This window comes from Methanothermococcus sp., assembly GCF_015523155.1.
Classification (GTDB): Archaea; AGJL01; Methanococci; order Methanococcales; family Methanococcaceae; genus Methanofervidicoccus.
The window spans coordinates 20,864-43,030 of the sequence record NZ_WAKW01000012.1; the positions used below are offsets into that span (position 1 = coordinate 20,864).

The 22,167-nt window shown below is 30.8% G+C and carries 25 protein-coding genes and 1 pseudogene; 15 read left to right on the plus strand and 11 right to left on the minus strand.

All coding sequences use genetic code 11. The features are described 5' to 3' along the window. The first annotated feature begins 49 nt into the window (after positions 1-49). On the plus strand, positions 50-892 hold the full coding sequence (gene speE / locus F7B34_RS01785) for a spermidine synthase (RefSeq protein ID WP_292459877.1): 843 nt from the start codon (positions 50-52) through the stop codon (positions 890-892). A gap of 16 nt (positions 893-908) precedes the next feature. On the opposite strand, the gene F7B34_RS01790 is transcribed toward speE, so the two are convergent. Continuing rightward, positions 909-1,307 carry an HIT family protein gene (locus tag F7B34_RS01790; RefSeq protein ID WP_292459879.1) on the minus strand — a complete coding sequence of 133 codons (399 nt, stop codon included), beginning with the start codon at positions 1,305-1,307 and terminating at the stop codon, positions 909-911. Between the two features lie 142 nt (positions 1,308-1,449). Here F7B34_RS01790 and eif1A point away from each other — a divergent pair, with 142 nt between their 5' ends. The 3 genes from eif1A to F7B34_RS01805 all read left to right on the plus strand — a co-directional run bounded on the left by eif1A (position 1,450) and on the right by F7B34_RS01805 (position 3,346). Beyond that, on the plus strand, positions 1,450-1,758 hold the full coding sequence (gene eif1A / locus F7B34_RS01795) for a translation initiation factor eIF-1A (protein WP_292459881.1): 309 nt from the start codon (positions 1,450-1,452) through the stop codon (positions 1,756-1,758). 73 nt (positions 1,759-1,831) lie between these two features. Next, on the plus strand, positions 1,832-2,644 hold the full coding sequence (locus F7B34_RS01800) for a serine protein kinase RIO (protein ID WP_292459936.1): 813 nt from the start codon (positions 1,832-1,834) through the stop codon (positions 2,642-2,644). 141 nt (positions 2,645-2,785) lie between these two features. Then, positions 2,786-3,346: a KH domain-containing protein gene (locus F7B34_RS01805; protein WP_292459883.1), complete on the plus strand. Its 561-nt coding sequence runs from the start codon at positions 2,786-2,788 to the stop codon at positions 3,344-3,346. 168 nt (positions 3,347-3,514) lie between these two features. Here F7B34_RS01805 and F7B34_RS01810 read toward each other — a convergent pair whose 3' ends face one another. Beyond that, entirely contained in the window at positions 3,515-4,297 is a 783-nt protein-coding gene (locus tag F7B34_RS01810) for an RlmE family RNA methyltransferase (protein WP_292459885.1), read from the minus strand. A 287-nt stretch (positions 4,298-4,584) separates the two neighbouring features. On the opposite strand from F7B34_RS01810, the gene nifH reads away from it, so the two are divergent. The 10 genes and pseudogenes from nifH (at position 4,585) to F7B34_RS01860 (ending at position 13,291) form a co-directional block, all read left to right on the plus strand. Beyond that, complete coding sequence (nifH, locus tag F7B34_RS01815; RefSeq protein WP_292459886.1) at positions 4,585-5,436, plus strand: nitrogenase iron protein; 852 nt, start codon at positions 4,585-4,587, stop codon at positions 5,434-5,436. Positions 5,437-5,525: 89 nt separating this feature from the next. Beyond that, positions 5,526-5,843, plus strand: coding sequence for a P-II family nitrogen regulator (locus F7B34_RS01820; protein ID WP_292459888.1), 318 nt, complete (start codon positions 5,526-5,528; stop codon positions 5,841-5,843). A gap of 17 nt (positions 5,844-5,860) precedes the next feature. After that, positions 5,861-6,247, plus strand: coding sequence for a P-II family nitrogen regulator (locus F7B34_RS01825; RefSeq protein ID WP_292459889.1), 387 nt, complete (start codon positions 5,861-5,863; stop codon positions 6,245-6,247). 49 nt (positions 6,248-6,296) lie between these two features. Next, positions 6,297-7,727: a nitrogenase component I subunit alpha gene (locus F7B34_RS01830; RefSeq protein ID WP_292459891.1), complete on the plus strand. Its 1,431-nt coding sequence runs from the start codon at positions 6,297-6,299 to the stop codon at positions 7,725-7,727. Beyond that, a complete protein-coding gene (locus tag F7B34_RS01835; protein ID WP_292459893.1) occupies positions 7,724-9,139 on the plus strand; it encodes a nitrogenase component 1 in 1,416 nt (471 codons plus the stop codon). Before F7B34_RS01830 ends, F7B34_RS01835 begins: the two co-directional genes overlap by 4 nt. Positions 9,140-9,150: 11 nt before the next feature. Beyond that, on the plus strand, positions 9,151-9,471 hold the full coding sequence (locus F7B34_RS01840) for a hypothetical protein (RefSeq protein ID WP_292459894.1): 321 nt from the start codon (positions 9,151-9,153) through the stop codon (positions 9,469-9,471). Positions 9,472-9,570: 99 nt separating this feature from the next. Further along, positions 9,571-10,910 (plus strand): annotated as a pseudogene (locus F7B34_RS01845) (nitrogenase component 1). 61 nt (positions 10,911-10,971) lie between these two features. Further along, complete coding sequence (locus tag F7B34_RS01850) at positions 10,972-12,309, plus strand: nitrogenase component 1 (protein ID WP_292459895.1); 1,338 nt, start codon at positions 10,972-10,974, stop codon at positions 12,307-12,309. A 35-nt stretch (positions 12,310-12,344) separates the two neighbouring features. Next, the gene (locus tag F7B34_RS01855) at positions 12,345-12,629 is read left to right on the plus strand and encodes a hypothetical protein (RefSeq protein ID WP_292459897.1); all 285 of its coding nucleotides are present in this window, start codon (positions 12,345-12,347) and stop codon (positions 12,627-12,629) included. A 110-nt stretch (positions 12,630-12,739) separates the two neighbouring features. After that, on the plus strand, positions 12,740-13,291 hold the full coding sequence (locus F7B34_RS01860; RefSeq protein WP_292459898.1) for a methanogenesis marker 17 protein: 552 nt from the start codon (positions 12,740-12,742) through the stop codon (positions 13,289-13,291). Here F7B34_RS01860 and F7B34_RS01865 read toward each other — a convergent pair. From F7B34_RS01865 to F7B34_RS01875, 3 genes are all read right to left on the minus strand, one after another. Continuing rightward, on the minus strand, positions 13,288-13,560 hold the full coding sequence (locus tag F7B34_RS01865) for an ACT domain-containing protein (RefSeq protein ID WP_292459900.1): 273 nt from the start codon (positions 13,558-13,560) through the stop codon (positions 13,288-13,290). The genes F7B34_RS01860 and F7B34_RS01865 overlap by 4 nt on opposite strands. Before the next feature lie 44 nt (positions 13,561-13,604). Next, the gene (locus F7B34_RS01870; protein WP_292459901.1) at positions 13,605-14,498 is read right to left on the minus strand and encodes a radical SAM protein; all 894 of its coding nucleotides are present in this window, start codon (positions 14,496-14,498) and stop codon (positions 13,605-13,607) included. Positions 14,499-14,710: 212 nt separating this feature from the next. Then, on the minus strand, positions 14,711-15,100 hold the full coding sequence (locus F7B34_RS01875; RefSeq protein WP_292459902.1) for a nascent polypeptide-associated complex protein: 390 nt from the start codon (positions 15,098-15,100) through the stop codon (positions 14,711-14,713). Between the two features lie 108 nt (positions 15,101-15,208). Here F7B34_RS01875 and hypD point away from each other — a divergent pair, with 108 nt between their 5' ends. Continuing rightward, positions 15,209-16,324, plus strand: a complete 1,116-nt coding sequence (gene hypD / locus F7B34_RS01880) for a hydrogenase formation protein HypD (RefSeq protein WP_292459903.1) — start codon at positions 15,209-15,211, stop codon at positions 16,322-16,324. A 49-nt stretch (positions 16,325-16,373) separates the two neighbouring features. Here hypD and F7B34_RS01885 read toward each other — a convergent pair whose 3' ends face one another. The 6 genes from F7B34_RS01885 to F7B34_RS01910 form a co-directional block, all read right to left on the minus strand. Further along, complete coding sequence (locus F7B34_RS01885) at positions 16,374-17,171, minus strand: CBS domain-containing protein (RefSeq protein WP_292459905.1); 798 nt, start codon at positions 17,169-17,171, stop codon at positions 16,374-16,376. Between the two features lie 32 nt (positions 17,172-17,203). Beyond that, positions 17,204-17,479, minus strand: a complete 276-nt coding sequence (locus F7B34_RS01890) for an RNA repair domain-containing protein (protein WP_292459907.1) — start codon at positions 17,477-17,479, stop codon at positions 17,204-17,206. Between the two features lie 21 nt (positions 17,480-17,500). Further along, positions 17,501-18,151 carry a GTP-binding protein EngB gene (gene engB, locus F7B34_RS01895; protein WP_292459909.1) on the minus strand — a complete coding sequence of 217 codons (651 nt, stop codon included), beginning with the start codon at positions 18,149-18,151 and terminating at the stop codon, positions 17,501-17,503. 30 nt (positions 18,152-18,181) lie between these two features. Next, complete coding sequence (locus F7B34_RS01900; RefSeq protein ID WP_292459911.1) at positions 18,182-19,774, minus strand: polysaccharide deacetylase family protein; 1,593 nt, start codon at positions 19,772-19,774, stop codon at positions 18,182-18,184. A gap of 59 nt (positions 19,775-19,833) precedes the next feature. Further along, complete coding sequence (locus F7B34_RS01905; RefSeq protein ID WP_292459912.1) at positions 19,834-21,861, minus strand: glycoside hydrolase family 15 protein; 2,028 nt, start codon at positions 21,859-21,861, stop codon at positions 19,834-19,836. Positions 21,862-21,952: 91 nt separating this feature from the next. Then, the gene (locus F7B34_RS01910) at positions 21,953-22,165 is read right to left on the minus strand and encodes a winged helix-turn-helix domain-containing protein (protein WP_292459913.1); all 213 of its coding nucleotides are present in this window, start codon (positions 22,163-22,165) and stop codon (positions 21,953-21,955) included. Positions 22,166-22,167: the final 2 nt, after the last annotated feature.

Consider the following 22,167-nt stretch of genomic DNA (forward strand, 5'->3'; position numbering starts at 1 on the left):
TTTTTATTTTTATTAGATTTTTTTTATATAATTTTGAGAGGGATATATTATGAAATGTGAATTATGGTTTTCAGAATATCAAACAAAGGCACTTAAATTATCCACAAAAGTAAAGGATGTATTATATACTGGAAATTCAGAATATCAGGAGATTCAGATATTGGATACCGAGGAATTTGGGAGAGCTCTCATATTAGACAACACATATCAAACAACAGAAAGGGACGAATTTATATACCATGAGTTAATATCCCACCCTGCATTATTTACACACCCAAATCCAAAAAAGGTATTGGTAATTGGAGGAGGAGACGGCGGAACAGTTAGGGAAGTTGTTAAACACGAGACTGTTGAAAAGGTTGATTTTGTAGAGCTCGATGAAAAAGTTGTTGAGGTGTGTAAAAAATACATGCCAACATTGAGCTGTGAAATCGACAATGAAAAGGTAAATACCATATTCACAGATGGAATAAAGTATGTTGCTGAAACCGAGGAAAAATACGATGTAATTATTGTGGATTGTCCTGACCCAGTTGGACCTGCAAAAGGACTATTTGAAAAAGAATTTTATAAAAATGTATATAAATGTTTAACAGATGATGGAGTGATGGTTCAGCAGACAGAAAGCCCACTGTTTAATAAAGATTTAATAAAAGATATTCAGACCTACTTAAAAGAAGCTGGATTTAACATAATCAAACCATTGGTATATGCCATTCCAACATACCCGAGTGGATTTTGGAGTTTCACATTAGCTTCAAAGAAATATAATCCATTGGAAGTTCCATCTGAAAAAATTAAAGAAAAACTTAATAATATGGAAACAAAATACTATGACGAAGATGTTCATAAGGGCGTATTTTTGGCAGTTCCTAAATTTTTAAAGGAATAATAATTAATTTTAAATTTTATTTATTTATATCCAATTCCTTTAAAACTTCGTCTAAATCAACATTTACAGGTTCAGAGAACTTTATTACATCTTCTTTTTCATCATTATATCTTGGAATTATATGAAAATGAACATGAGGGACTTCCTGTCCTGCTATTGGTTTATTATTATTTAATATATTATAACCATCAGGATTGAGTGATTTTAATATATCAACAACTTTTTTAATAGTTTTTGTCAGATTTACAGCAGTTTCTTCTGGGAGCTCATCAAATGTTTCATAGTGTTCCTTTGGTATCACAAGGGTATGTCCCTTACTTCTTGGATTTATATCTAAAAACGCCAGAGTATTTTCGTCCTCATATATTATTTTTGCAGGAATTTCTTTATTCACTATTTTGCAAAATATACACATAACATCACCCATCATTTTGATAATAATTTGTAAATAACTATATATATAAATAACCACTTAATATCTCCACCGATAAAAAGATATTATTTTAAATTAAATATAATAAAATAGCAAAATAAAAGATAAAATAGAAGGTGAAATCGTGCATAATCATAGTCCAGAACAACCTACAAGAGTTAGAACCCCAAGAAAAGACCAAAATGAAATTTTAGGAGTAATCGAACAGATGTTAGGAGCCAGTAGGGTTAGAATAAGATGTATGGATGGAAAAACAAGAATGGGTAGAATACCTGGAAAATTAAAAAGAAAAATATGGGTAAGAGAAGGAGATGTTGTAATAGTGGTCCCTTGGGAAGTTCAGTCTGATGAAAAATGTGATATAATATGGAGATACACAAAAGGACAGGTTAGCTGGTTAGCTAAAAAAGGATACTTAAAAGAGCTGTATTAACTGTGATAGGATGAATAAACAGCAAAATAATAATAGTAATAATAATAGCAATAACAACAAAAAAAATAACGATATGTCAGGATTAAAACACGAAAAACTTTTAGATAGGGAATATCAGAAAAAAATAGTGGAAAGAAAAAAAAGGTTTTTAGAAGATTTAAAAACAGAAGATGGAGTGTTCGATAATAGAACTCTTTTAACACTTCACGGATTATTGAATGGAAAGCATGTTGATGAATTTCTTGGAATAATCAACTCTGGAAAGGAATCAATAGTTTTTTCAGCAATTAAGGAAAACAAATATTTTGCTGTAAAAGTATATAGAGTTTCCACATGTGATTTTAAAACCATGTGGAAATATATTCAAGGAGACCCAAGATTCCATTTAAGGAAGAGCTCTACAAGACAAATCATACATGCATGGGTTGAGAAAGAATATAGAAATTTAAAAAGAGCAAATAACTATGTAAATAGCCCTAAGGCATTATTAAGAAGGGAAAACATACTTCTTATGGAGCTCATAAGTGATGATAATGGAGGAGCTCCTTCACCAAGATTAAAAGATGCTGTCAATGTTGATTATAGCAAATTTTATGAATTAATAAGAGAGGACTTAAAAACACTTTATAATGATGCCCAGCTTGTTCATGGGGATTTATCAGAATATAACATATTGGTTAAGGATAACGAACCGGTATATATTGACTTTTCACAGGGCGTTGTTGTTCAGCATCCATTATCAAAATCCCTTTTAATTAGAGATATAAAGAATATCTGTAATTTCTTTAAAAGAAAAGGAGTAGCATGCGATTATAAAAAATTATATAAATACATCACAGGAGAGGAGCTCCAACCAATAGATGAGGAGCTCGCAAATAACTACTAAATACTATTAAAATTAAATAAAATAAATAAAATAATATTTTATTATATATTATGTATTATATATTATAAATTACTTCATATTATTTTTAAGTTATTTTATCAAAATTTTAATTAATATTATAAAGATGTAAAATGTGAGATTATGGATATGGAAGGAAATATCGAAGTTTTAAAAATCCCAAAAGATAGAATTGGGGTTTTAGTTGGTAAAAAAGGAGAGACTAAAAATAAAATCGAGAAAGAATTGGGTGTAGAGATAGAGATAGACGAAGACGGCGAGATTACAGTATATTCCACAGAAGAGATGAAAGACCCATTGGCAACATGGAAAGCGAGAGACATTGTTAGAGCAGTTGGAAGAGGATTCAATCCAGAGAAAGCTTTAAAATTAGTTTCAGACGATTATATTCTTGAAATAATTGATATTACTGACTACGCACATTCAGATAATGCCATTAGGAGACTTAAAGGAAGAGTAATAGGCAGTGGTGGAAAATCAAGAAGATATATTGAGGACTTAACAGATACGGATATATCTATTTATGGAAAAACCATTGCCATACTTGGAGAATATGAACCTGTCCAAATAGCAAAAGAAGCAGTATCTATGATTCTAAGAGGTTCTTCTCATGCCAAGATGTATAAATATCTTGAAAGACATAGACAAGACATTAAAAGAAGAGAGTTAGAGCTCTGGAAATAACTAAATAATTATAAAAATAACTATTTGCATAATGGTATATGTTGGTGGTAATTATGCAATTGGATGCTTTTCAGTCAATAGCAAAAGTAAGTATTATTTTATATATCGAATATTATATAAATAATTTTTCGGCTTTTTAGTCATGCGACCACCAAATTAAGAAACGATTTATCCCTTCTTTTCCTTTCGGAGCTCTTTTATTCTTTTTATCATAAGACCTTCGTCTTCCTGAACACCTTCGATTATTTTAATTTTTTTTCCTTTTTCTTCCCCGTCAATTGCTTTAAAATCAATTAATTTTAATATTGGAGATTTTAAATTCCTATCGAAAGGTTTATCTAAAAATTTCTTTCCAACAACATAAACCTCTGCACTTACATCTCTTGAAGCCTTTGGCTTCGTAGTTTGAACCTTTTTAAAGTAATTTTTTAAGAGGGCTATATAGTCATTAAATAAACTACCTTGAAATACTTTAACAACAAAATTTCCATCCTTTTTTAATAATTTTGTGGCAGTCATAAGTGCTATTGTAGTTAGTTCTATGGACCTTGCATGGTCTCTTTCCCAAACTCCACTTATATTAGGGGAAGCATCACAAATTACAGTATCAGCTTTTGAGGGCATGAGCTCCGCGAGCTTTTCAATTGTTTCCTTTTTGGTCATATCTCCTTTAATTGCCACTACATTTTCATATTTCAAAGGCTTTACGGCTTGTAAATCTACACCTGCCACAAATCCGCCTTCTCCTACAATATTTCTTGCCGCCTGCAACCATCCACCTGGGGCACATCCTAAATCAACCACTACATTATTCTCTTTTATGATATTGAATTTTTCATTTAATTGAAGAAGTTTGTATGATGCTCTGGAACGATATTTGTTTTTCTTTGCAAGTTTGTAATAAAAATCTTTTTTTCTCTGTAAGAGCCATCTTTTGTCTTTTTTTCCCATAATTATCACATAAAAATTTTCTATTTTTATTTATTTTATATTATATATTCCTTTAATTTAAAAACTATTTTATTTGTTAATTTAAATTTTTGAAATAAAAAGCTTTATATATGATAAACCCATAAGGAATGTTGTGAAACAGGAAATATACTTCCTTATGAATATGATAACATAGGAATTATATTTCCTAAATTTAATAAATAATAAATCAAACTATTAGACGAAATCACTTCGTGATTTCGTTGCTCACTTACTTCGTAAGTGACTACAAAAAAGAGGTGTGTAATATGAGTTTTGACGAAATAGCTCCAAATGCAAAAAAAGTAGCAATCTACGGAAAAGGAGGTATAGGGAAATCAACTACAACTCAAAATACTGCCGCAGCTATGGCATACTACTTTGATAGAAAAGTAATGATTCACGGATGTGACCCAAAAGCAGATTCAACTAGAATGATTCTTCACGGAAAACCTCAAGAAACTGTCATGGATGTACTTAGAGAAGAGGGAGAAGAAGGGGTAACACTGGATAAGGTTAGAAAAGTAGGATTTAAAGGCATATTGTGTGTAGAAAGTGGTGGTCCAGAACCTGGTGTAGGATGTGCAGGTAGGGGAGTTATCACCGCAGTAGAAATGATGAGAGAGCTCGAAGGATACCCAGACGATTTAGACAATTTATTCTTTGATGTTCTTGGGGATGTTGTATGCGGTGGATTCGCAATGCCACTTAGAGATGGTCTTGCACAAGAAATTTATATCGTTACATCGGGAGAGATGATGGCATTGTATGCTGCAAACAACATTGCGAAAGGTATCTTGAAATACGCTGAACAGTCAGGTGTAAGGTTGGGAGGAATCATCTGTAATTCAAGAAATGTGGATGGAGAAAAAGAATTGATGGAAGAGTTTGTTGATAGATTGGGAACAAAATTGGTACACTTTGTTCCAAGAGACAATATCGTTCAAAAGGCAGAATTTAACAAGATGACTGTTGTAGAATTTGACCCAGAATGCAATCAGGCTCATGAATATAAAACGCTTGCCAAAAACATTAATAAGAACGATGAACTTGTAAAACCTACACCATTAACAATGGATGAATTAGAGGAATTAGTTGTAAAATACGGACTAATTGACTAAAAATTATCTAAATATTAAATATTTCTTTAAAATTTTAAAAATCTTAAATCTAATAAAAATTTAATTTAAAATTAAAAAAGGGTGAAAAAATGAAATTATTAAAAGCTATTGTTAGGCCTGAAAAAGTAGATGATGTAGTAGATGCTCTTGAAGAAGCTGGATATCCTGCTTTCACAAAATTAAATGTAGTAGGTAGGGGAAAACAGGGTGGATTACAGGTTGGAGAAATATACTATGATGAATTACCTAAAACACTTTTATTACTCGCTATAAATGATGATGAAGTGGATGAGGTTGTAGGTGTTATTAAGTCTTCTGCATTAACGGGAAATTTTGGAGATGGAAAAATATTTATTCAACCTTTGGAAGAGGCATACACCATTAGAACAGGAGAAAAGGGAATTTAAATAATAAGGGTGAAAGTGTGAAAGAAATAATAGCAGTAATAAGACCAAACCATGTAAAAAAAACCATAGATGCCCTTTCCAGTGTGGGATTTCCTGCAATGACCATGGCAGAATGTTTTGGTAGGGGAAAACAGAAAGGATATTTTGCAGCCAATATGCCAGATGTAGTGGATATGGAAAAGGTAATAAAAGAAGGAGAAAAAATGGGTTTATATTTAAAATACATTCCTAAAAGGTTAATTTCTGTGGTTGTTGAGGATGGAGATGTCCCATTGGTTATTGGCTTAATTATGAAGGTTAATAGAACTGGAAAACACGGTGATGGAAAAATATTCGTTTTACCAACAGAAGAAGCCGTAAGAATTAGAACAGGAGAAACAGGAGAAATAGCAATTGGGAATTAAAATAAAATATAAATAAAATATAAAAAATAATTAATAAAAAGGTGAAATAATGCCTTATGTATTACTGGATTGTGATAAACCAATCCCTGAAAGAATGAAACATACCTATGTATTTGACCCAGAAGAAAAGATAATCCCGGCATGTAATATAAACACAGTTCCAGGAGATATGACCGAAAGAGGTTGCGCATTTGCAGGAGCTCGTGGTGTGGTTGGAGGACCTATTAAAGATGTAATTCACATGATACATGGACCAGTTGGTTGTGCATTTTACACATGGGGAACGAGAAGAAATTTATCCGATAATGAATTGCATAGAAGATACTGTTGGACTACGGATATGCAAGAATCAGATATTGTTTATGGTGGAGAAAAAACCTTAGAAAAAACATGTATGGAAGCCTTTGAAGAATTTCCACAAGCTAATGGTATGATAATATATACCAACTGTCCTACGGCACTTATTGGAGATAACATAGATGCAGTAGCTAAGAAAGTTGAAGAACATGTGAAAAAACCAGTATTTCCAATGAATTGTCCTGGATTCGCAGGAGTATCTCAGTCAAAAGGGCACCATGTATTTAACACCATGTTTTACAGATGGTTAAAAAAAGAGAGAAAATTATTTCCTGAAAAATGTTTAAAAGAAGAGGATAAAACCCCATACGATGTTGCATTAATTGGAGACTACAACATGGATTGGGATGTTGCTGTAATTAACAATTTATTGGAAAGAATTGGAGTAAGGAATGTGGTAACATTTACAGGAAATGCTTCAATAAATGATTTATTTAAACTACCTGATGTGAAGTTGAATGTTGTCCATTGCCAAAGGTCTGCTGAATATATTGCCCATATGATTAAAGATGGATTTGATATACCATTTACAAGAGTTTCATTCTTTGGAATAAATCAAACAGCAGAGGCTTTATACAATATAGCCGAAAAATTGGATATTCCAAAGGAAAAAGTGGATAAAGTAATTGAAGAAGAATTGGCAGCAATAAAAGAAAAATTGGATTTCTATAAATCAAAACTTGAAGGTAAAAAATGTATGGTTTATGTTGGCGGTCCAAGAACTTGGCACTGGGTTAGAGCCATGAAAGAACTTGGAGTGGAATATGTAGTGGCCTGTTGTACATTCTCACACGACGATGACTATGAAAAATTAAACAGCAACTTTAAAAAAGCAGGTTTAAATGATATTCTTGTAATAGATGCTCCAAACGAACCAGAGTTAGAAGAAGCAGCGGAGTTATATAAACCTGATTTTATGCTTGTAGGATTGAAAGAAAGGTACTTGTTTAGAAAATTTGGAATACCTACAATAAATTCACACAGTTATGAAGAAGGGCCTTATGCAGGATTTAGAGGATTCGTGAATTTTGCAAGGGATATTTATAAAGCTGTTTGCCACCCAGTCTGGAGTACAATCCAAGAAAAAGAGGCTAAATTTGAAGAGTATAAGGTGAAACAATGAGTGATACTGAAACTAATAATTGTGGTGGGATAAATTATGTTAAAAAAACCAGAAAAGGAACAATAAATCCAAACAAAATATGTCAGCCAATTGGAGCTATGTGGGCAACACTGGGAGTTTGTGAAGCAATTCCATTTATTCAAGGAGGACAGGGTTGCACAACCTATGCAAGATATCAGTTTGCAAGGCATTTTAGAGAACCTGCACCCATTGCATCAGCATCATTTCACGAGCACGCTGCTGTTTATGGTGGTATGAAAAATCTCGTTGATGGATTGACAAATCTTGTAGCAAGATACGATCCAAAAATAATATCTGTAATTACAACCTGTTCATCAGAAACCATAGGAGATGATATTGAATCATTTATTAGAGCTGCGAAAAAAAATATTGCAAAAGAACTCGGAGAGGAAAAGGCTGAATTGCCTGTGGTTCCTATCCATTGTCCATCTTATGTAGGAAGTCATGCCACAGGTTATGACAATGCCTCAAAGGCATTTTTAATGTATTTCGCCAAAAAAAACCCAGAGGTAGAACCTAAAAAAATAAATATAATTCCAGGATTTGGAACCAACCCAGGAGATATATTGGAAATAAAAAGAATGCTTAAAATTATGGGATTGGATGAAGGTGAAGATTTCTCAATATTGTTTGACATTAGTGAAAATCTTTACAAACCTTTAAGGTATCCTCTTGAAGAAATACTCTATTACCCAACTGCTGGAACTAAAATTGAAGAATTTATAGATGCTGGAAATGGTAAGGCAACATTTGCATTCTGTCAATCCGCAGGTGGAGCAGGAGCCCTACTATTAAAAAGGAAATTTAAAATACCCGATTTCTATGGGGTGCCAATAGGAATTAAAAATACCGATGATTTCCTTATAAATGTTGCAAAAATTACAGGTAAAGGGATACCTGATGAGCTTCTGGATGAAAGGGGTAAATTATTGGATGCTATTGCCGATACAGTTCATTATACGATGGATAAAAAGGTTGGTATATTTGGAGACCCTGACCAAGTAATTGCTATTACAAGATTCTGCTGTGAAATAGGTATGAAACCCGTAGTAGTTAATACTCAAACACCTTCAAGAATTTACAAGAAGGAAATGGAAAAAATTGCAAAAGAATATGGTATAAATATAGAAGTTCAATTCTCAGATCTTTGGGATTTTGAAAAATCTGTAAAAGAAAAGAATGTAGATTTACTTATAGGTCATCCAAGAGGAGGAGTTACAATAGCAAGGGATATGGGAATTGGACTTGTTAGGACTGGATTTCCAGTATATGATAGAGTAGGTTATGCAAGATGGCCTATCATGGGATATATGGGTAGTCTAAGGTTCTTTGATGAAATTGTAAATACAATATTGGATACAAAAATCCCATGGGATGAAGTGCAGCAGTAAAGGGTGATAAAATGCCAGAGGTGAAAATTGTGAGAACTGGATACTACGATAAATACGGGAAAAAATTAAACAATGACAATGAATTTACATATATTACCTTTAACATAGGTAAGGAAGGTAAGCCAAGTAATGGTGATTTGTTTGTTCAAATTACCAATATAAAAGGAGTTCCTATTCTAGTTGCAAAATATGTATGTGATGAATTTGGAGGTAGTTTTGAAAGGCCCGACGATATACCAAATCTCGAAGAACTTAAAAAATATGGATTATCTGAGGATTTAATTTCGGAATTAAAAGAAATATGTGTTTCAAAAGGTATAGATTGGATATAAGTATTAAAAATTTTTATTTATTTTAATTTTACTTTATTTTATAAATTAAAAATAAAATTTAAAAAGATTATAAATTTAATAAATTTAATGGTGAATAATATGGACACAGAAATATTAAATCAAATTGGAGGTAGAAAGGACAGGATAGGTCATTGTATCGTTAAGTGCAATGACAATATAGTGCCTGCCTGTGAAGAACCCACACAACCAGGGGATTTTTCAGAGAGGTCATGCACATTCCACGGTTCAAGAATTATCATTAACAGCCATATTAAAAATGTGGTCCATATTATTCACTCCCACGTTGGTTGTGCATATTACTCATGGGATTATAGGCCTTCAACATATTCGTATTGCTTTACAACAGATATAAAGGAAGAGGATGTAATATTTGGCGGTGAAAAAAATTATACAATGCAATACTAAAAGTTGCCAATGAATTTAAACCTGACGCCATATTTGTTTATGAAACCTGCCTTCCAGCATTAATTGGAGATGACATAGATGCTGTGGTAAAAAAGGCAAACGAGACTTTAAAAAAATCAAAAGTGGATATACCAGTTCTTGCCTTTAAATGTGCAGGATTTAAAGGAAAAACTCAAAATAAAGGTCATATGATAGCAAATAAAAAGTTATTTGAATTGGTGGCTACAAAAAAATTGAATAATCCTACACCATATGATGTAAATATAATAGGAGATTTCAGCGTAAAAAGTTCCAATGCAATAGAAGAGATGCTGAATAAAATGGGAATAAGGGTTTTATGCTCATTTACAGGAAATGCCACAATAGATAAAATAAGGGTTATGGATAATGCAAAATTAAATATTGTCCATTGTATGAAGAGCTCTATACAATTTGCCAAAATGATGAGAAATGTATATGAGGTTCCATACATTGTTTCAAATTTCTTTGGTATAAAAAACTGCTGTAATGAATTGGAAAATATTGGAAAAATATTGGACATTGATAAAGAGAAAATAAAAGAAACAAAGGATTATTATTTAAAAAAGAACGAAGAAAAACTTAATTTCTACAAAAAAGAATTAAATGGTAAAAAGGTATTTTTATGCCATGGAGCTCAGAGAGTTCTCAACTATATGGGTCCAATAATGGATGAGCTCGGAATGGAGGTGGTTGGAGTTGCCACATACTTCGCAAATAAAGAGAATTACGAAGATATTATAAAGAAACTTCCAAAAGGTGCCATAATCATAGATAATCCAAATACCTATGAATTGGAAGAGGCACTGATGGAATGCAAACCAGATGTGTTTATATCCGACAGTAAAACTAAAGAATTGGTTCATAAAATGGGCATTCCATACATAAATGGTAGGGCTCCGAGCACGGTGTATGTTGGATTTGATGGATTTATTAACTTTGCAGAAGATGTCTATGGAGCCATAAATTCGAAAATATGGAGATTGATAAGATAAATGGGGTGGAACTATCATAAAAACAGCCGATATAACTAACAACGTAACCAACAAATCAGCCATGCAATCAAATGTAGATTTAAAAAAATCTATTACAATAAATCCCCCTTATATGAATCAGCTCATGGGCGGAGTATTTGCATCCCTTGGAATATATAAAACCATTCCACTTGTGCATGGCTCCCTTGGATGTGCAAATTATGTAAAGCATATCCTTGTAGAGCATTTTAAAGAGCCCCTTGAAATAGCCACAACAGGATTTTATGAATCAAATGCTATATGTGGTGGTATAGATAACATTGTAAAAGCAGTTGAAAATATAGAACTCAGTAAAAATCCAGAATTGATAGTTGTATTAACAACAGGACTTAGTGAAACCATAGGAGAGGATGTAAAATCAGAGGTTAAAAAAAGATATGTTAACAAAAATATAATGGCTGTTAACACTCCCTCATATATTGGAACCCATATCGATGGATACAACAATGCAGTAAAAAGTATTATTGAGGGCATTTTAGAAAAGAACAGTAGTAGTAAAAAGAATAAAACTAAAACCACCAAAACAACTAAAAACGAAGTAATAAATATAATTCATGGAGTTGTAAATCCAGGAGATGTCCGAGAGCTTGAACATATATTTAAAACATTGGATATTATGTATAACTTATTGATGGATATTAAATCAATGGATAGACCTTTGAGATTGCCTAAGGAGGAATATCCAAAGTGCGATACAACGGTGGATAATATTAAAAATTCTATAAATTCAAAAGCCACAATATCATTTGGAATGGAAGGGATAGATGGAGCAAAATACTTAAAAAAATTTGGTGTTGAATCTTACAATTTAAAATTTCCAATAGGTATAGAAAATACCGATAACCTCATAAAGACTTTATCAAAAATATCTGGTAAAGAGATACCTGATGAATTATGGGATGATAGGGGATATGCATTGGATGCCATGGTAGATACAAACCATATTGTTAGAAATAAAAAGGTTGCCATATATGGAGACCCTGATAAAGTAATAGCTCTTGTGGATTTTGCCTACGAAGTAGGTATGGATGTTGTAGCTGTGCTTTCAAATACCAATACCAAATACTTTACGAAAAAAATAAATAGCATTGCAAAACATAACGATAAAAATATAGCAATAGTTGAGGGGGGTGACCTTTATGAACTCCAGAATTTTTTAAAGTCTCATCCTGTTGATTTATTGATAGGAGATTATAGGGGAAAATATGTGGCTGATGCTTTGGATATTCCCCTATTAAAGGTGGGATTTCCTGTAATTGACAGATATGGACACACTAAAAAGGCGATGATTGGATACAACGGTGCTTTAACTATAATAAATGATATTGCAAACCTATTGGTGTCAATAGACGGTAAATAACAATAAATAACTTAAATATGCTGTTGGGTGATATTATGTGCTACGGCGAGGTTGGAACCATTAAAGGATTTACTTACAAATGCAGTTGTAAGATTCCAATTATCGAACTCGGTGGAAATATTTTAGAAATACCACTGCCTTTAACTGAGGATGTTAAAGTAGGGGATAAAATTATGGTTTATAACTCTTACAAATTTGATTATGAGTTTAAGCCTATTGAAATAAATATTAACATGAACTTGCTAAAAACCAAATTAACTACGCCATTTAAAAAAATACTTTTGAATTTAAATTCTTTAAATATTAACAATTATATTTAATTATTTTTATTTTATTTTTTTATATATAATATCCATATATTTAATTACATATATTAAAGGAACTTATAAATAATTTTAAAGTAATAATTTCATCAAAACGGAGGGATAATATGGCTAAGATATATGTTGATTGTGAAGACAAAGCTGGAAAAGAAATATATGATAAGATTATTCAAACCTCTCTTGAAGATTTAATACTTGGAAAATCATTGATTGAAGTGAGAATGATTTGCAGAGAGAAAGAACCATTTTTTATTATTGGCGTTCTTCCAAAATCCACATCAAAACCTATTAAAGTTAGAGATGTTGTATCTGTGGAAGAGTCAAAAACAGAGAATGGTAGAATAATAACTAAACTAAAAATAGAGGATGAAACCTATGCTCCTCAATTATTTAATAAGATAAATATCATTGACCAACCTTCAAGATTTGAAATAATAACCGATACTCCAATAGATATGGATGAAGTAATACACGATGCAAAAGAAGATTTTATATTAAAGGTTCTTGACTTTATGAATAGAGTATTCCCCGAAGGTATGAGAATTAGAAAAACCTTCTATGGAAAAAGCATGGTTATGTTGGCATCAGAAAAACCATTTACAGAAGAATGGATTAAAAAAGCTTTGGAATTAAAAGAAGATTTGGAAAAAAATAATTAAATTCTATGCATATATTTAAATATATCTTCGTGTTGAATTATCACTTTAACACCAATCTCTTCTCCAATATTTTCCAATTCTTGACTTAATACTTCAAAATCCTTTTTTGATTTCGAAATATCTACAAGCATAATCATTGTAAATAAACCATCCATAATGGACTGTCTTATATCCAAAATATTTACATCATTTTCTGCAAGTGCATTTGCTATTTTTGCCACTATTCCTGTTCTATCTTTTCCAGTAACTGTTATAACTGCTCTTTCCATATTAACACCAAACCGTATTTATGATAATTTTTGATAAATATTAATTAATGGGAGAAATGTTTTAAATCATATATATTTAATTCTTTTCCCTTACCTTCTAAGTGTTTTTTCTCAGATAGTAATCCTGCTGCGTCTGCCCTACACTGCTGGCAAGCTCTGAATTGGGGCAAATACTCCTCACATTCATCCCTAACTCTACTTATTTCATCGCATGTTGGTCTTCTAAGATTTTCCATTTTATACATTGGTATAAGTGGTATGATATTTTGAAGGTATGCTGTATCTTTGAATGTTTTTGCAATCTCAACAACATGTTCCATATTTATTTCTGGTATTAACACAGTATTTATTTTAATAATTAGACCTAAATCATAGGCTTTCTTAATACCTTCGGTTTGATTCTTTATAAGTATCCTTGCTCCATCTTCTCCTCTATATACCTTCCCTTCGTAATAAACCCAGTCTACAATGTTTTTAAGTATTTCGGGTTTAACTGCATTTACAGTTACAGTTAATGTTTTTACATTTAGGTCTGCAAGTTTTTTTGCGTATTTTGGGAGTAAAAGACCATTGGTTGATAAACACTTTATTAAATTTGGAAATTTTTCATCGATTATTTCCAATGTTTCAAAGGTTTCTTTATTGAATAAACTATCTCCTGGACCTGCTATTCCTGCAACTTTTAAATTTGGCATCTTTTTAATTAAATCCTTTAAGTAATTTTCAACCTCTTCTGGCTTCATTATATGATGAGCTACACCCGGTCTATTTTCACAGCATTCCTCCCCTATACTTCTCCTACAAAACCTACATGCTATATTACATTTCGGTGCCACAGGTAAATGCACCCTTCCTATTTTATCGTGTAATTTTTCATTATAACAGGGATGGACCTTGGTTATATGTGCAAATTTAGACATCTTTTTTTCATTATCCATTGTATCACAAATTTAGGTTTTTTGAATATATGGAGTATATTTATATTATATTATAAAAAAGTTTTCAATAATATTTTTATGTGAATTACCCCCCCTTACGGAAGGGTTAAACGAAAACCTTTCGGTAAATGGAACTTCTTGCGGAATAAGTTAAAATGTAAAAAATATAAGTTTTAATATTTTTATAGTATAAAATTAAAATCTTAATAACTTTATTCACTTAGTTTTAAAATTGCCTCAGCTATATCTCCGTTGCATTCTTCCAGTGCTTTTATGGCATCTTCCTTTGAAACATTACATTGGTCCATTACCATTTCAATATCTTCATCGGTGATATCTAATTTAACCTCTTCATCTTTTATTTTCTCTTCTGGTTTTTCTTCTGTTTCTTTCTTAACCTTTTTAGCCTTTCCCGTTATGGAGTATGTTTTAGTTCCCATCATATCCATTACTTGAACCTTTGGCTTTTCAAACACAAGTATTTTGTCCTCTAACTCGATTGTTACTTTAACTGCTTTTAAATCCTCAGCATCCATTCCAAAATCTTTCATCATTTTCTGCATTTGTTTTAACATTCTTGGATTCAACCTTCCTGGGAACATATTTTCACCTTATATTTTATTATAATAATTTTCAAATAAAATTATATATGGTAAACATTTTATTTTTATAAAATATTATCTTAATATTATTTAAATAGTAGGGATATTATGACAATAAACATCAACGACAAAACTTTGATAAAAAAATCAATAGATACAATTAAAAAACTGTCAGATGAAATAGATGATAATGTAAAGATAATGCATGTCTGCGGCTCTCATGAACATACCATCTGTAAATATGGAATAAGGGATGTTCTTCCTGAAAATATCACGGTTATTCCTGGTCCTGGATGTCCAGTATGCGTCACCACCCAAAAAGAAATAGATACGGCAATTTATTTGGCTGAAAATGGATATACAATAACCACATTGGGGGACATGTATAGGGTTCCAGGAAGTAAAAAATCATTGATGCAACTTCAATCAGAAGGGGCTGATGTAAGGATTGTATATGGAATAGGAGATGCCGTAAAACTTGCAAAAGAGCAGAAGGAAAACAATAAGGAAAAAGTTGTATTTGTGGCAATAGGCTTTGAAACCACGGCACCAACAACAGCCGCGGAACTCATACATCTTAACAATAAATTAAGTGGTAAAAATGATTCAAACTTCTATATATTAAACTGCCATAGGCAAACTCCACCAGTTATGGATTTTTTACTTAGTGAGGGAAAAACAAATATAAATGGATTTATATGTCCGGGGCATGTTTCAACAATTACGGGTTTAAAACCATATTATGAACCTTGTGAAAAATATGGGGTTCCTATGGTTGTAGCAGGATTTGAACCTATCGATGTTTTGGTGTCAATTGCCATGATTTTGAAGCAGATAGTATATAACAATCCAAAGGTTGAAAACGAGTATAAAAGAGCTGTAAGGGACGAAGGAAATATTGTGGCTCAAAAAATGATAAACGAAGTATTTGAACCTGCTGATGTTGCTTGGAGAGGTTTTCCAGTTATAAAAGAAGGTGGCTTGAAACTTAGGGAAAAATATAAAAAATTCGACATATTTGAGCATGAGGATATCCCAGAAATAGAGGAGAAAATAGTTAAAGGTTGTATATGTAGTGAAATACTAAGAGGGGAAAAATTACCAACTGATTGTAAATTATTTGGAAATCCATGCAATCCATTAAATCCTATTGGAAGCTGTATGGTTTCTGAGGAAGGAACTTGCAGGATATTCTATAAATACAATAAAAATTATAAATTATAGGTTTATTATTTATTAATATTTATTTTTTAACTTATTCCAAAAAATCCTTCTAATGCAAATGTGCTATCTTAGAGCCGAGCTCATATATCTCACATGAATTATTTTTGTCTTCATCTACTATCTTAATATCAGCCAGTGTTTTTAAACCCTGTTTTTCAGCAGTTTTTTCTATACCTAATGGCTTATCCGTGTCTATTTCAATTATATACGCATCCAATTCTGGTATTTTTGATAGATAACATGCCACTGCTCTGTGGTGTCCGTCAATTAATATGTAATAATCTCCTTTTTTTGTTTTAATAACTATTATGGGTTCTGCCAAACCACGTTTTAATTCATAAATCCTTCCAAACAACTCATCCTCATATATTTTGGACTGAGTTGGTTTAATTTTTTCAACAGGCACCACACCCTTTTTTAACTTGACATCATAACCTAAATTTTTATAAGTTTTTATTATTTTATTCAATTTTGTTGGAGTGGTTTTTTCTATTTGGGACCTTATTACATCGGTGTTTGTCATAATACCAAGTAGATTGTTATTTTCATCTACAACTGGAAGTTTTGAAAATCCCGTTCTAAACATGATTCTTCCAACATCTCTAACATCTGTATCAGGTCTGGTAACAATCATATTTTCTCTTCTAATCATGAGATTCTTTATTTTTTCATTCTCGTCCCTATCAATTAAATCATGAACTGAAACAATACCAACTAACTTACCATCTGATACCACAGGAAATGTATCATGGGATGTTTTTTTGATAAGCTTTATTACATCCTTTACTCTATCCTCTGGACTGACATAATCCACATTTTTCGTCATGTATTCCTCTACCTTTACCATATAGATACCTTTTTTATTTTTAAATGTTAATTTTATCTTTTTTGCTTTTTATTATATAATACCTTCCCAGTTTTTTTATTTCTTACCTCTAAAATTCTATGAAATGGAATATGTATTGTGCGATTATTTACTTCATAAATTATAAATGAGTCCTCTATCAATATTTTATCCACAGTAATAGCTTTAAGAATGGATTGGTCTTTGTTCCTTTTTTCGTTATTACCAATCCTATGCAAATAAACTATTTCATAATCTTTTGGATTGTAATTTGGATGCCAAATTATCTTATTTATTAGTTCTTTTAGCATAATAACCATATTTATTTAATTTTAATAATTTTTGTAATATAATTCCACATAATTGTTTATTTTGTAAGTGATATTTTTTAATCCTATTATATTTTTTAAACTGCCCACAACCACGATATCAAGCCACTGTCTCCAAGGTGCAGGATAACCGAATAATTCAACTATGTTATCGAGATGCCTATCCCATAAATTCTTTTTTATTTTATCCATTTTATTTACTAAAATCAGGGGATTCAATTCTAATTCATTTAAAAAATCAAACATTTCTATGTCTATTGGTATTTCATCCCGTTTGTCCCATCTATCAACTATTTCAGGAAATGCCTTTGCATCTATCAATATTATTGAACAGGCAATTTTTTCAGCATTGTCTTCTATATATTTTACAATTTTATCTTTTATTTTATCCTGAACCTTTTTATCAATACCAGTCATAAAACCAAATCCAGGTAAATCTACCAATATATAATTTCCCATATCATATTTATTTATTTTTAAGGTTACACCAGGTTTTTTACCTACTCTAACATTTTTATTGGTAATTAACCTTACAAGTGTGGATTTTCCAACATTGGAACGTCCCACTATAATAACCTGTGGTTTTTTAATATAATCTTTCAATTTTGCCATTTTTTTAAATTTTTTAAGATTTTTTTTAAATTCTTCATCCATATTAATCCCTTTAAAAAATTAAATATGCAACTATGAACCAATTATAAATTCATCAAGATTATGATTTATTTCTTTTTCTTTTTTCTTACTATCTATATCTTTTAAATTTTCATGATTTTTTCTCTTTAATTTATTCGGAATTTTTGAATTTAGCATTACAATTTCTTTAATCAATTTACTATTTTCATTTTTTAGCTTTTGAATATCTTTGTCTTTATTAATTAGTTCAATTTTCAAGGATTTTAATTCATTTTTTAAATTCTCTACCTCATAATTTAATTCCTCTTCTTTTTGATAATGGTTATTTTGGTTATCCATATCCCTCTCTTTTAACGACTTTATCTCCAAATTTAAACTTTCAATTTTTTCAATGTATTTATTCAATAGTTGGCTTAAAATCAGATGGTTTTTGAAATCATAAAGAACATCCATATAAGCCGCATAGGCATCATAAGGAGTTTCAAAATGACTAAAATAAGAATGCACATCCATATCGTTAAATTCCTTTGTGCATTGGTAGTAAAAATTATCGCTTGTTTGAAGATTTTTATATATAATATATTCCAATATTTTTCCTTGAAAATTTGGAGTTAAGGACTTAGATTCATTAAGATGTTTTTCATGTTTTGACGATATATATTTTCCAAGATATTGCCTAACACCCTTCAATCTCTCAAAGGACAATTTTTGCATTCTATTGCCTAACCATGCACTTACATCTCTTTCAGAATCTGCCCACGATAATGTAGAAAACTCAAAAACATCTATATCTCCTTTTGGTATGCATCTGTCGATTATTTCGGAAGGTTTTGCATATTCGATATTTGGATATTTTTCAATTTCCTCAGGAAGATGTTTTAAAAATTCAAAAATCCCAGTTTCTTTCCATTGATGCTCTCCAAATGTTTCATAATCAACATATATATTTATACAATCACCAGGGGAATTCGCAAGCCATGAAGCATATTTATCAGCAGTTAAGGGATACTCCTCCCAGTCAGGGCATGAAAATCTAAACCCAATATCATCACTTAATTTATAGTTCCTTAAAAGGACATTCAACCCACATAAAGCTTTATATAAATAATTTGGAGACCTCCAACTAAGAATTCTATCTGCACCCTCAGTAAATATGCCTTTAAACCCCATTTTCTTGACAGTTTCAGCTATTTTATTGTGATATATTAATTCGGTATTTCTAAAAACTTCTGTTCTGTATCCAAATAATTCTTTGATAATTTTTTTATGTTCTACAATATCCTCCTTAAATTCGTCGTGATTTTCAAATAAACTTGAAAGCGAATGATGATATGTTTCTCCAATAAGTTCTACATTTCCAGTTTTTACGAGATCTTTAAATAAATCCAAAACTTCATCGTTAAATTCCATGGCTTGTTCAAGAAACACCCCTGTAATGCTATATGCCACTTTAATATCATATTCATCTATTAACTCTAAAATTATTCTATTCGTAGGAATATAACATTTATTTGCTACTCTGTTAAATACCTCCTTATTTAATTCAACATCTATATATCTATTCCATATATCATTACTGTTTATATCTACTGCTTTTTTTAATCTATGGGGTTGATGAACCTCAAAATTAAATGAAATTAACATATTATCTACCTTATTTTTTTATTTACTTTTATTTTTAAAATATAAATGTTCCATTTATGTTATGGAATTAATATATCGTGATTACTACTATGAATTGCCATTATAACAGCGGCATGAGACCACCCAAGAGGAATTGCAGATAGAGGAACTTCAATATCTCTATGAATTTGTTCTGGATATAGGCCGTTATATTGGTGCTTTAATGCCCAATTAAACAATTCATCGCATTTTTTAATACAATGTTCAATAATATTTTTTTTAATGTCCTCCGTAAGAGGTATATCCTCATTTATGCATTGATGGATAATAGATTGAATAGATTTTCCATTTTCATCATTTTTATTTGTTGATAATTTTATATTTTTATAATTTAATTCTTTTAATCCTTCCTTTGATGATAATAATTTAATAAGCCTCTTGTAATACATATATAACCATAATGTCGTTATTATCCAAGGATTTCCTCCAAAATATACATCTTCGGGATATCGCCCAATCCCCCCAATTTTATAGTTAAATGCATTTTCAATTTGTAATGCCGTAAATATCATTCTTGGGTCGTCTGCTGGAACTAAATCATAGGGAAAACTTAATCCCAATATACTTGTATCGATTGTTTTATCCAGTGGATTTATGGATTTTGCAAACCTATTTTCTTCTTTTAAATATAGATTATTGACATTATCTTTTAACAAATTTATTGCAGAAACCCACTTCCCAAAGTATTTTCTATCCTCCATAGTTAGTTTGTAATCACATTCCTTTTCCAAAATATCTGCAATATCGCAGGCAGATTTTAAGCCACCATATATAGCTCCAAGGGTATATGAAAATACTCCATATTTTTCTTCCCACAAGTCATAACATGGAGATAATGGTTCCACAGTATTAACTAAATAATTTGCAGCATTTTTAATCATATTCCAATGTCTTTTTAAGAATAGATTGTTGTTGGTAATTCTATAATGAACCAGAGTTGCCCAAATTGTAGTGCCCACTTGATCATTTTGCATTGCAGTTAATCTAGGTCTTCCATCAATGTAATAATTTTGAAGCCATGAACCATCACTATTTTGGGTTTTTTTGCACCAATTAAAGTATTTTTCACTTATAGGAGATAACCCACATAAATCCAATGCCACAGACATATAACTTGCATCCCTGTTCCACACATATCTATAATCAGGATATAATGATGGTGAAGCTATTATGCCACCTTCGTAATTGCATAGCATGAATATTGTAAGTAAAGATCTTTTGCAAATATCCATATATTTCTCTCTATTTAATCTATCCTCATCATCCGTATTCATTATAGGTAAATTGATAACTGTATCTTGAATGAGATTTTTCCAATACCTCAAAGAAAGGTTATATATATCCTTACTATTTTTAACAGCTATTTTTAATATATTTATTATATCCATGATACTGTGGTAATTTTTGTATTCTTTCATAATTATGTATATTGGGATATCTATTTTTTGAAATGGATTTAATTCAATCTCCCAACATAACGCACTATCTGTAATTAATCCTTTGGCAGTATCTCTTTCCTTCAAAATACCATTTTCAATGTCGTTATATGCACTACTTTCAGAGGACCTTAATCCACATTGATATGAGGATACATTTTTACTGCTCCCTATACAACAGACATATTTTTCATCGTATTTGATTAAACAGTTATCATTCTTTAAAAATTTTAAAGTGTTTTCTTTTGGATATTCCCCCATCCTTAAATTTTCATAAAAAAATAATTTTAAACACTTTTTTTCTTCCGTTTTATTTGTAATGGATATCTTTTTAGTTAAAATGTCGTGAGATATGGCTATATAATCCATAGAATATACTAAAAACTTTTCATCTTCATATGTGGTTTTTAAAATATTCGCGTCTTTTAAATACCCCTGATTTATATTCCACGAATAATCCCAATGCCATTTTAGTTCATCATCGCAATATATTGCAAATGCAGAGTCAAATATATGTTTTTCAAAGCCCAAATGTGGAAAAAATATATATTCAATAGAGCCCATATCATCTAATTTCGCAAGAGATTTTCCATTACCTACAATTCCTACCATATTTATCACTTCAAAAATTTAAAAAAATAATAAGGATATCAATGAAACTATAATAATTAATATAATAACAAATTTAGATAAAATATAGATTTTATTTTAATCTTATTATCCACTTTCTTCCATCTTTTATTATATTTACCTTATCCTCCCTTGCAAGCCAGCCTATTGCCATAATAACAATAGTTTCATTATAACCTTCACTTTTAAGAGATTCTTTTAATTTTGTAATATTTTTTTCATCCTCTTCCAACAAATGATAAATTTTACCAGCAGCTTCTCCTATCTTTAACCACATATCTTTCATAT

Excerpts from the sequence above, each read along its gene's own strand:
- F7B34_RS01820 (WP_292459888.1), top strand. The coding sequence starts at position 5,526 with ATGAAATTATTAAAAGCTATTGTTAGGCCTGAAAAAGTAGATGATGTA.
- F7B34_RS01835 (WP_292459893.1), top strand. The coding sequence starts at position 7,724 with ATGAGTGATACTGAAACTAATAATTGTGGTGGGATAAATTATGTTAAA.
- F7B34_RS01810 (WP_292459885.1), bottom strand. The coding sequence starts at position 4,297 with ATGGGAAAAAAAGACAAAAGATGGCTCTTACAGAGAAAAAAAGATTTT.
- F7B34_RS01865 (WP_292459900.1), bottom strand. The coding sequence starts at position 13,560 with ATGGAAAGAGCAGTTATAACAGTTACTGGAAAAGATAGAACAGGAATA.
- F7B34_RS01855 (WP_292459897.1), top strand. The coding sequence starts at position 12,345 with ATGTGCTACGGCGAGGTTGGAACCATTAAAGGATTTACTTACAAATGC.
- F7B34_RS01890 (WP_292459907.1), bottom strand. The coding sequence starts at position 17,479 with ATGCTAAAAGAACTAATAAATAAGATAATTTGGCATCCAAATTACAAT.
- nifH (WP_292459886.1), top strand. The coding sequence starts at position 4,585 with ATGAGTTTTGACGAAATAGCTCCAAATGCAAAAAAAGTAGCAATCTAC.
- engB (WP_292459909.1), bottom strand. The coding sequence starts at position 18,151 with ATGGATGAAGAATTTAAAAAAAATCTTAAAAAATTTAAAAAAATGGCA.
- F7B34_RS01840 (WP_292459894.1), top strand. The coding sequence starts at position 9,151 with ATGCCAGAGGTGAAAATTGTGAGAACTGGATACTACGATAAATACGGG.
- F7B34_RS01885 (WP_292459905.1), bottom strand. The coding sequence starts at position 17,171 with ATGGTAAAGGTAGAGGAATACATGACGAAAAATGTGGATTATGTCAGT.
- F7B34_RS01870 (WP_292459901.1), bottom strand. The coding sequence starts at position 14,498 with ATGGATAATGAAAAAAAGATGTCTAAATTTGCACATATAACCAAGGTC.
- F7B34_RS01875 (WP_292459902.1), bottom strand. The coding sequence starts at position 15,100 with ATGTTCCCAGGAAGGTTGAATCCAAGAATGTTAAAACAAATGCAGAAA.
- F7B34_RS01905 (WP_292459912.1), bottom strand. The coding sequence starts at position 21,861 with ATGGTAGGAATTGTAGGTAATGGAAAATCTCTTGCGAAATTAGATGAT.
- hypD (WP_292459903.1), top strand. The coding sequence starts at position 15,209 with ATGACAATAAACATCAACGACAAAACTTTGATAAAAAAATCAATAGAT.
- F7B34_RS01805 (WP_292459883.1), top strand. The coding sequence starts at position 2,786 with ATGGATATGGAAGGAAATATCGAAGTTTTAAAAATCCCAAAAGATAGA.
- F7B34_RS01830 (WP_292459891.1), top strand. The coding sequence starts at position 6,297 with ATGCCTTATGTATTACTGGATTGTGATAAACCAATCCCTGAAAGAATG.
- F7B34_RS01900 (WP_292459911.1), bottom strand. The coding sequence starts at position 19,774 with ATGTTAATTTCATTTAATTTTGAGGTTCATCAACCCCATAGATTAAAA.
- F7B34_RS01790 (WP_292459879.1), bottom strand. The coding sequence starts at position 1,307 with ATGTGTATATTTTGCAAAATAGTGAATAAAGAAATTCCTGCAAAAATA.
- F7B34_RS01860 (WP_292459898.1), top strand. The coding sequence starts at position 12,740 with ATGGCTAAGATATATGTTGATTGTGAAGACAAAGCTGGAAAAGAAATA.
- F7B34_RS01850 (WP_292459895.1), top strand. The coding sequence starts at position 10,972 with ATGCAATCAAATGTAGATTTAAAAAAATCTATTACAATAAATCCCCCT.
- speE (WP_292459877.1), top strand. The coding sequence starts at position 50 with ATGAAATGTGAATTATGGTTTTCAGAATATCAAACAAAGGCACTTAAA.
- F7B34_RS01800 (WP_292459936.1), top strand. The coding sequence starts at position 1,832 with ATGTCAGGATTAAAACACGAAAAACTTTTAGATAGGGAATATCAGAAA.
- F7B34_RS01910 (WP_292459913.1), bottom strand. The coding sequence starts at position 22,165 with ATGAAAGATATGTGGTTAAAGATAGGAGAAGCTGCTGGTAAAATTTAT.